This is a genomic window from Mycobacterium sp., from assembly GCF_035603715.1.
In the GTDB taxonomy this organism is placed as follows: Bacteria; Actinomycetota; Actinomycetes; order Mycobacteriales; family Mycobacteriaceae; genus Mycobacterium.
In genome coordinates, this window is record NZ_DATNJW010000212.1 from 1 (window position 1) to 10,471 (window position 10,471).

At 63.7% G+C, this 10,471-nt stretch carries 4 protein-coding genes; all 4 read left to right on the forward strand.

Going from position 1 to position 10,471, the window contains the following annotated elements; translation table 11 throughout:
- Positions 1-923 (forward strand): zinc-dependent alcohol dehydrogenase (locus VN856_RS08970; protein ID WP_325688132.1); only part of this gene is annotated, 923 nt, incomplete at its 5' end.
- Between the two features lie 480 nt (positions 924-1,403).
- A complete protein-coding gene (locus VN856_RS08975) occupies positions 1,404-3,164 on the forward strand; it encodes a carbamoyltransferase family protein (protein WP_325688134.1) in 1,761 nt (586 codons plus the stop codon).
- 198 nt (positions 3,165-3,362) lie between these two features.
- Positions 3,363-3,572 (forward strand): MbtH family protein, encoded by a 210-nt coding sequence (locus tag VN856_RS08980; protein WP_325688135.1) that lies wholly within the window; start codon positions 3,363-3,365, stop codon positions 3,570-3,572.
- 121 nt (positions 3,573-3,693) lie between these two features.
- Positions 3,694-10,471: non-ribosomal peptide synthetase (locus VN856_RS08985; RefSeq protein WP_325688136.1), on the forward strand; the 6,778-nt coding region annotated here is incomplete at its 3' end.

Consider the following 10,471-nt stretch of genomic DNA (forward strand, 5'->3'; position numbering starts at 1 on the left):
TGGCGGGGGTATGCCGCACCGATGTCTACGTCGCTCAGGGAAGGTTGTCGTCTGCCGACCCCCTGATTCTCGGGCACGAGTTGGCAGGCGTCGTCGCCGAGCCCGGTCGGGGCGATCACGGGTTTGCCGCAGGAAACCGGGTTGCCGTGATGCCGGCCATCCCCTGCGGAACGTGTCTGCGATGTACCAGCGGCATGCCAGAATGCTGCCCACACCACGAATTTCTCGGAGTTGGCCGGCACGGAGCCTTCGCGGAATACATGGCGGTGCCGGCTCAGGTGGTGCATCATCTGCCCGAGACGCTGTCCTTCAGGGAAGGCGCCTACACCGAACCGGTGTGTGCCTCACTTGCAGTGCTGAAAGCCCAAATCCGTCCGGGAGATCGCGGCTTGGTGTTCGGAGACAACCGGATTGCGGAGCTGACCCGGCGAGTGCTTCGGGTGGCCGGTTTCAGCGAGATCGAGAAGGGCCCAACAGACCCTTCGGCGCCGCTGGAGACCGATGCCTACGACTTCGTCATCGAAACCCAACCCATCGAGCCGGCCTTCGACGACATCATCCGGGTCTTGCGTCCCGGCGGCCGGATCATTCTCAAGAGCCGACCCCCTGCCCCCGTGGCGATCGACCTTGCGGCGGCGGTGCGTAAGGAGGTGACATTCGAAGCCGTGTCCTACGCGACCTTCGCTGAATCCCTCGATTTCCTGACTCGCCACGACGTCGCCGACCTCTTCGGAGAGGTTCACCCGTTGGAGGACTTCGCCACCGTGCTCGCCGCTGACGACGTCGGCGAGGACCTCAAGAGATTTCTGGCTCCCGATCCTGTCGATGCCGAGTCGGCGCCGCCGCGACTCGCGAAGAACGGGGGCCCGCCCGCCATCGCCGACCGACCGGCGCTGTCGACACCCTCGCCTTGCTTGGGGTGAGACAGGTCTCGGTCACGGCGCCACCGTGGAGTGGGCGTTAGTTCGGGCCGTGCACCCTGCGGCAGGCGAGAAGCACTTCCCAGCGTCGAGAAAGCTGAACTGGCGCACAGCTTCCAGGCCCACGACGCCTTCGACGTTGGCGCCGCCAATCACAACGAATGTTTCCGATAAGGCCTGCTTGACCCTCGACGGCACAGCCAGAGAGGCAATCTGCTACTGAAATACGCTGGTAAAGAACAGGATTCGCGGAGGTCGAGGTCGCGGGCCAGCCGATCGCCAGGCAATCGAGCAAGGAGCCAGGAGCCGCACAGGGATGATGAAAACGGCCGTCTGCCGACGGATCCGCCGCCAAGGACCTCGGATCATCCGTAGTCTGTTAGCGCACGAAAGTGTGTTGAGCCAGAATGATGACCCGGGACCCTGGATCGGACGACCATCTCAGTTCCAGGAGACACGGCGCGACTCGCAGGAACACGTGGCATGAATATCTTGGGAATCAGCGGCTTTGAGAATTCGATGCCGTTCAAGCGAGCCCACTGGCCCTCGCTCGACGAACGCGAGTATCGGATTTCGCAGGGCCACGATGCTGCGGCCGCCCTCGTGGTCGATGGCGAGGTGGTCGCCGCGGCCGCTGAGGAGCGGTTCAATCGGGAGAAGCACAGTTCGCGGTTCCCCCGCCAAGCGATCGAGTACTGCCTCTCGGAGGCGGATCTTTCACTCGAAGATGTCGACGAACTGGCGCACGGGTTTGACTACGGGCCCTTCGAACAACTTTTCTCGCTCGACCCGGTTGCCTCACAGCTGTACCGCGAAGTCTATTCCCGCGACGCACTTCTGCGTCTCACGGACCGGGATCTCCATGGCTTTCCGGCGGACCGCGTTTACCATGTCGGCCATCACCTGGCCCACGCGGCGAGTGCGTATTTCACCTCCGGATTCGGCGAATGCCTGGTCGTCGTCATCGACGGAATGGGTGAAGTCGTCAGCGCGACCGTGTATCACGGGAATGCGGGACGCTTGGAGAAGCTTCACGAGATCTCGGCGGCCCACTCGATCGGGATCCTGTACTCACTCGTGACGCTCCACCTCGGTTTCAATTTCGGCGCCGACGAGTACAAGATCATGGGATTGGCGCCGTATGGCGATCCGCAACGGTTCCAGGCCTTCTTCGAACAGGCAATTGACTTGCGCCCGAACGGTTCCATCCGCGTTCCGCCACTCGCCCTGAACCAGACGCGCGAGGAGCGGGAGAATCACCTTGGCACCCGTCGCTACCTCGCCGAGCACCTGGGTTCGCCGCGGATGCCGGACGACCCGATCGCCGATGTGCACCGAGACATCGCCGCCGCTTTACAGGCGGGTCTCGACCGGGCTATGGAACATCTCTGCGGGCACTTCGGCGGGCAGACGGGGTTGCGCAAGCTGGCGATGGCCGGCGGTGTCGCACTGAATTGCACATCCAACGGAAAGCTGCTTCGGTCCGGACTCTTTGATGATGTATACATTCAGCCTGCAGCGGGCGATGACGGATCTGCCCTGGGGGCAGCGCTCTACCGGGCCTCGCTGCTCGACGCGAGTCTACCGAATCGGCGGTTTCCGGTGCCGTTTCTCGGTCCCGCCCCGTCTCACGACGCAATCGAATCAGCGATCTCGGAGGCGGGGGACCGGATCGAGGTAGAACGGTTCGATGGGCTGGAGTCGGCGTGCGAGCGGGCCGCCGACTTGATCCGAGACGGTCATGTCCTCGCGTGGTACCGGGGGCGGATGGAGTTCGGCCCACGTGCTCTGGGACACCGCAGTATCTTGGCCGATCCCGGACACCCGGCGATGCGCGACCGAATCAACTCGATGGTCAAGATGCGAGAAGCCTTTCGGCCCTTCGCTCCTGCGGTCACGATCGAGCAAGTACATCGCTGGTTCGAGGTCCCGCCAATGGCCGAACTCGCGTACATGATCGTCACCGCGGATGTCCGAGGAGAACATCGCGCTCAGCTGCCGGCGGTGACACACGTCAACGGGTCGGCTCGGGTACAGACCGTCAACAGGAACGACAATGCGTCGTTCCACACATTGCTCGGCGCGGTGGGTCGGGCCACAGGTCGAGAGATGGTTCTCAACACAAGCTTTAACGTCAAGGGTCAACCGATTGTCAATACCCCGGCAGAGGCCATGGAGACGTTTCTCGGCACCGGAATCGAGTTTTTGTTTCTGGAGAACACCCTGGTTAGCCGGGCTCGGTAAGCGCGTCACACCGCTATTCGACGTTAGGCTGCACCACCAGTTGCACCAACATCACCCGTCCCATGCGACAGCACCTCGGTGCAGGACATCGCGCATTCGGGCTCGGGACGTTCCCACAATCTGATAGTAAGTAGCTTAAACGGGGGCAACTCGACGCTTTTCTCGTGGCTAATAGCCGACAACTAATCCGGAGAACCCTTGAGTACCAACCCTTTCGACGATGATGATGGGAACTTCTTCGTGCTTGTCAATGACGAGGAACAGCACAGCCTGTGGCCGTCATTCGCCGACATCCCAGCCGGCTGGCGCGTGGTTCACGGGGAGGCCGGCCGACAGGCGTGCCTGGACTTCATCGACCAGAACTGGACCGACATCCGCCCAAGGAGCCTGCGCGAGAGACTCGCCTAGGTAAGCGTGCAGAGCTTTTAGTCAGGTGAGCCAGCCGGGTTCGGAGAGTCGGATGTACCTGGATAACCAGGCGCGGCCTCTGACGCGAGAACAGCTGGATCAATGGGGTAAGCGGGCAGTCTTGACCGAGCCCGCAACCTCGGCTTCGATTCCGGCGTTGTGGGTGGCTCAGGTGGCTCGCATCCCGGATGCGGTGGCGCTGAGTTGTGCGGGCCGTTCTATGACTTACCGGGAGGTTGAGCAGGCCGCTAACCGGTTGGCGCACTTGTTGACGGCTCATGGGGCGGGCCCGGGTGGCTGTGTGGCCGTGCTGTTTTCCCGCAGCGCCGAGGCGATCGTGGCCATCCTGGCGGTGCTCAAAACCGGGGCCGCGTATTTGCCGATCGATCCCACGATACCGGCGACACGGGTCGGGTTCGTGATTGGCGATGCCGCGCCGATCGCCGTGATCACCACCGCGGATCTGGCCGAGCCCCTCGATGGTTACGGGTTGGTGGTCATCGACGTGCATGACCCCGCTGTCGACGGCCACCCAGACACGGCGCTGACGGCACCGGCTCCCGACGATATCGCCCACATCATCTACACCTCGGGAACCACCGGTGTGCCGAAAGGAGTGGCCGTCACTCACCGCAACGTCACCCGGTTGTTCGACGCGCTCGATGCCGGTTTCGAACTTGCGGGCCAAGTGTGGACGCAGTGTCACTCCTACGCCTTCGACTACTCGGTCTGGGAGATCTGGGGTGCGCTGCTGCACGGTGGACGACTGGTGGTGGTACCGGAAGCAGTGGCCCAGTCGCCAACCGACTTCCGTGCCCTGCTGATCGCCGAACAGGTCAGCGTCCTAAGTCAAACCCCTTCCGCCGCGGCAATGTTATCGCCACACGGCCTGGAAGCTGTTGCGGTGCTGGTGCTCGCCGCTGAACCCTGTCCGCCCGAACTAGTGAAGCAATGGGCGACCGGGCGGGTGGTGATCAACGGCTATGGGCCCACCGAAACCACGATCTATGCCTCCATCAGCGGACCACTGACCGCGGACGCCGATGTCGTGCCGATCGGCTTGCCGGTGCCCGGGGCGGCATTGTTTGTGCTCGATGAACTTTTGCGGCCGGTGCCAGCAGAAGTCGTGGGAGAGCTGTATGTCGCGGGCCACGGTGTGGGCGTGGGCTATTGGCGACGCGCGGGGCTGACCGGATCACGATTTGTGGCCTGCCCATTCGGCGTCCCCGGCGCCCGCATGTATCGGACCGGAGACCTGGTCTGCTGGAGCCTCGACGGACAACTGCACTACCGCGGACGCGCTGACGACCAAGTCAAAATCCGCGGCTACCGCGTCGAACTCGGTGAAGTCCGCGCCACGCTAGCTGCATTGGACGGAGTCGAACACGCTATCGTCGTGGCCCGCGAAGACCGCCCGGGCGACAGACGCCTCGTTGGCTACGTCACCGGCACGGCTGACCCCGCTTCGGTGCGAACCGCACTGGCCCAACAACTCCCGCCCTACATGGTCCCCGCCGCCGTCGTCACAATCGACACTTTGCCCCTGACACCCAACGGCAAACTCGACACCCGCGCCCTACCGGCACCCGACTACCAGCACGACAATCACTACCACCCTCCCACTACCCCCGCCGAAGAAATCCTCGCCGACATCTATGCCCAAGTCCTCGGACTCCAGCGGGTCGGAATTGACGACTCATTTTTCGAGCTCGGTGGGGATTCACTGCAGGCCATGCGGGTCATTGACGCGGCGCAGGAATCACTGGATGCGCACCTCACGATCCGCCACCTGTTCGATGCGCCGGCGATTCGCCAATTAGCACAGCATGTCGCTGGGGATGACGGCCGACGCGTCGTGTTGGCGCCCAGGGTTCGCCCCGGTGTGGTTCCGTTGTCGTTTGCTCAGCGCCGGCTCTGGTTCCTGCGTCAATTACATGGACCCTCACCGGTGTACAACACGCCGATCGCTTTTTGGATCAGTGGGGTACTGGATGTCGCGGCGCTGGCCGCGGCCCTCGATGACGTCATTGCCCGTCATGAATCGTTGCGCACGGTATTTGCAGACATCGGCGGAGTTCCTTTGCAGGAGGTGATGTCGGCGCGGGCGGGAATGTGGCTGCGCGGAGGCCCCGCGGTGGTGTCGGTGCTGCAGCAGGATCTCGCCGATGAGTTGGCGGCGCTGGCTGGGTACCGGTTTGATTTGTCGGTTGAAGTTCCGATTCGTGCACAGATCTTTACGGTGGGACCCGAGCAGTATGTGCTGGTAATTGTCTTGCACCACATTGCCTTTGATGGCTGGTCGCTGACTCCGATGTTTCGTGATGTGGGTGAGGCGTATCGCGCCCGTTGCGCGGGGCGGTCGCCGGGCTGGGCGCCGTTGGCGGTGCAGTATGTCGATTACACGTTGTGGCAGCGTGAACACCTCGGCGAGCTTGGCGATCCCGCGAGCGCGATCGCCGCCCAGTTGGCTTTTTGGGAGCAGACTCTGGCCGGGATGCCCGAACGCCTGGCACTTCCCACCGATCGGCCCTATCCGCTGGCGGCCGACTACCGCGGCGCACTGCTGGAAGTAGCATGGCCGGCCGAGCTGCAGCAGCAGGTGCGTGGGGTCGCCCGACGGTACAACGCCACCAGCTTCATGGTGCTGCAGGCGGCTCTGGCGGTGGTGCTGGCCAAGATCAGCGCCAGTACTGATGTGGCGGTGGGGTTTTCGATTGCCGGACGTCGTGATCCGGCACTCGATGAGCTGGTGGGCTTTTTCGTCAACACGTTGGTGTTGCGCGTCGATGTGGGCGGGGATCCCAGCGTGGCCGAGCTGTTGGCCCAGGTCCAACAGCGCAGCCTGGCCGCCTACGAACATCAAGACGTGCCCTTCGAGGTGCTCGTCGAACGACTCAACCCCACCCGATCGCTGACCCATCAGCCACTGATCCAGGTGATGTTCACCTGGGCGAATTTCCCGGGGCAGGGCAGTGATCCCGCCGGGCTGCCGTTGGCCGATCTGCAGGTGACTTCAGTACAGCTGGACACCCGAACCGCCCGAATGGATTTGCTTTTGGTTTTGGGCGAGCGTTGGACTCAGGCTGGTGAGCCCGCCGGGATCGGCGGCATAGTGGAGTTTCGTACCGATGTGTTCGACGCGACCAGCATCGAGACACTCATCAAGCGCTGGCGGCATGTGTTGGCGGCCATGACCGCCGATCCGACCCGGCGGCTGTCATCAATCGATCTGCTCGACGACGCTGAACACACCCGCCTCGATCAGTGGGGCAATCAGGCGGTGTTGACCCAACCCGCAACCGCACCGGCGTCAATTCCGGTGCTCTTCGCGGCACAAGCAGCCCGCACCCCTGAGGCCAAAGCGCTGACCTTCCAAGGCCACTCCATGACCTACCGCGAACTCGACGCGGCGACCAACCGATTGGCACACACGATAGCGCGCCACGATGCGCGACCCGGTTGCTGTGTAGCGCTGCTGCTACCCCGATCCGCCGAGGCAATCGTGGCCATCCTGGCCGTGCTCAAAACCGGAGCGGCCTACCTGCCCATCGACCCCGCCCTCCCCGCGGCCCGCATCGAATTCCTGCTTACCGACGCCGCTCCGATCGCCGCAATCACCACTGCCGACCTGGCCTGCCGCATCAGCGGATTCGACGTCGACGTCATCGACGTCGCAGATCCCGCTATCGACACCCAACCCGACGCACCGCCACCCCCACCGGATCCCGGTGACATCGCCTACTTCATCTACACCTCGGGAACCACCGGAGTGCCCAAAGGCGTTGCCATCACCCACCACAACGTCACTCAGCTGCTGGACTCCTTGAACACCGAGCTGCCATCCGCCGGCGTGTGGTCGCAGTGGCACTCCTACGCGTTCGACGTCTCGGTGTTCGAAATCTTCGGCGCCCTGCTCGGTGGCGGACGACTCGTCGTCATACCCCAATCGGTGATCGCCTCACCACCAGACTTCCACGCCTTACTGGCCGCCGAACATGTCACCGTCTTAAGCCAAACCCCCTCGGCCTTCTATGCACTGCAAACCGCCGACGCGCCCGAACCGCAACACCAGCTCACTCTGCATACCGTGATCTTCGCCGGGGAAGCGCTTGAACCACAACGCCTTCGAACCTGGCTACACAACCACCCGGCAGCACCGCGGCTGATCAATATGTACGGCACCACCGAAACAACCGTGCACGCCTCCTTCCGGGAGATCACACAACACGACGCCGACAACCCCACCAGCCCCATCGGGGTGCCCCTGGACAATCTCGCCTTCTTCGCACTCGATGGCTGGCTGCGCCCGGTACCCCCCGGAGTCATCGGCGAACTCTACATATCCGGCGCCGGAATAGGCCTGGGCTACTGGCGGCGTAGCGGCTTGAGCGCATCCCGGTTTGTGGCCTGCCCCTTCGGCCCACCCGGAACACGCATGTACCGCACCGGAGACCTCGTCCGCTGGCGCACCGACGGCCAACTCGAATATCTCGGACGCGCCGACCAGCAGGTCAAGATTCGCGGCTACCGCATCGAACTCGGCGAGATTGAAGCCGTGCTGGCAGCACATCCCGCGGTGTCGTATGCGGCGGCGGTCGCGCATGACCCAGTAGCTGAGACGAATGCCGTTGCACCGGTTGATGACAAGCTGCTGGCGGCATATGTGGTGCTGGACCAGGATGCGGTGCTGGACCGGGAAGCGGAGCGAGAAACGCGGCTCGTAGAGCAGTGGCAAGGCGTGTACGACGACTTGTATTCGAGCGCGATGTTCGGCGCCCACGTTCCGGCATTGATTGGGGAGGATTTCGCGGGCTGGAACAGCAGCTACACCGGGGCGCCGATCCCGGTAGATCAGATGCGGGAGTGGCGGGCCGCCGCGGTGGATCGGATCCAGGAGCTGCGTCCGGCGCGGGTGTTGGAGATCGGGGTCGGATCGGGGTTATTGCTTGCCCAATTGGCCCCGGGGTGTGCCGAGTACTGGGGCACTGATTTTTCGGCACCCACCATCGAGACCCTTCGAGCGGCGGTGGCATCGCAGCTCTGGGGTGAGCGGGTGCAGCTACGAGTGCAGTCGGCTCACATCGCAAATGGGTTACCCGCGGGGCATTTCGACGTCGTCGTGCTCAACTCGGTGATCCAATACTTCCCGAGCGTGGGTTATCTTCTCGACGTCTTGGGCCTGGCGACGCGCGTGCTGGCGCCAGGCGGAGCGTTATTCATCGGCGACGTACGGAACCTGTCGTTGTTGGCCGCGTTCACCACCGGAGTGCTGTGCGCGGGACCTACCGCGATGGACGACACCGCCGCGGTGGCACGAGAACGGGTACGCCGGGAAATGCTCGCCGAGCAGGAGCTGCTGCTCGCGCCGGAGTTCTTTACGACATTGCCCCAGCGCCTCGCCGAGATCGCCGCGGTCGACCTACAACTCAAACGGATGCGCGCCGTCAACGAGCTCAGCGGTTACCGCTACGACGTGGTGCTGCGAAAGGCGCCGGCAGCCGTACGGTCCCTGGCAAACCTGCCCTCAGAGTCGTGGCGCCGGTTCGAAAGCCTGACCGTGCTGGGCGATTACTTGCGGTCTCAGCAGCTGCCGGAGCTGCGCGTCACCGCGGTGCCACACGCCGGGATAGGGCCTGACGTGGCTCTGGCGCAAGCACTTTCGCAGGCTGGCGACCGGGTGCCGATCAGCCAGTTGCGTGCCGACACACCAGCGCCGGACGCGGTGTTGCCGCATGAGTGCCACCGGCTCGGGGATGAACTCGGATACGCCACGGCGGTGACCTGGTCATCGACCCCTGGTTTGGTCGACGTGCTCTTCACCCGACCCACCGACTCGCTGGATGGCCCGCATCCGGCGCTTTCAGACTTTTACATGCCCACCACCGCCATAAGATCTTCGGCCGGCTACGCCAGCGATCCGTCGGTGATCGAACGCGTGGCCGAACTGCGCCGTTTCATCGCCGCCCGATTGCCCGATTTCATGGTCCCGGCAGCGATCACGGTGATGCAGTCAATGCCGTTGACGGTCAACGGCAAACTCGATCGCCGCGCACTGCCGGCCCCGGAATTCCTCAGCTCGGTCGCTTACCGGCCGCCAAGCGACCAACGCGAGCGAGTGCTGGCCGCGTTGTTCGGCGAGATCCTCGGCGTTGCTCGAGTCGGCGTTGATGACAGCTTTTTCGACCTGGGCGGCCATTCACTGTCTGCCACGCGCCTGGTGGCCCGAGTCCGAGCCGAACTGGGAGTCGAGGTGCCGATCCGGGCGGTGTTCGACACGCCCACCGTTGCCGGGTTGGCCGAATGGATGAGTACGCATGCCGGGGACCGCGCGGGCGTCGCGTTGACGGCCCGGCAACGGCCTGCGTCAATCCCGTTGTCGTTTGCACAGAACCGGCTGTGGTTCCTCGATCAATTCGACGGACCCTCACCGGTCTACAACATTCCGCTGGCGTTGCGGTTACGTGGACAGTTAGATGTCGGGGCGCTGGGCGCTGCGCTGGGCGACGTGGTCAACCGTCACGAAAGTTTGCGCACGGTTTTTCCGGCCGTCGATGGGGTGCCTCAACAGCATGTCATTGCCGCCGAACAGGCAGCTTTCAGCTGGGACGTGATCGATGCGGCCGGATGGTCTGCGGCTCAACTCGGCGATGCCGTGGGAGCGTACGTGCGGCATGCGTTCGATCTGGCCGCCGAGATCCCTTTTCGGGCAAGACTTTTCACTGTTGCCGACCAGGAGCATGCGCTGGTCCTCACCATGCACCATATCGCCGCAGATGGCTGGTCGCTGACTCCGATGTTTCGTGATGTGGGTGAGGCGTATCGCGCCCGTTGCGCGGGGCGGTCGCCGGGCTGGGCGCCGTTGGCGGTGCAGTATGTCGATTACACGTTGTGGCAGCGTG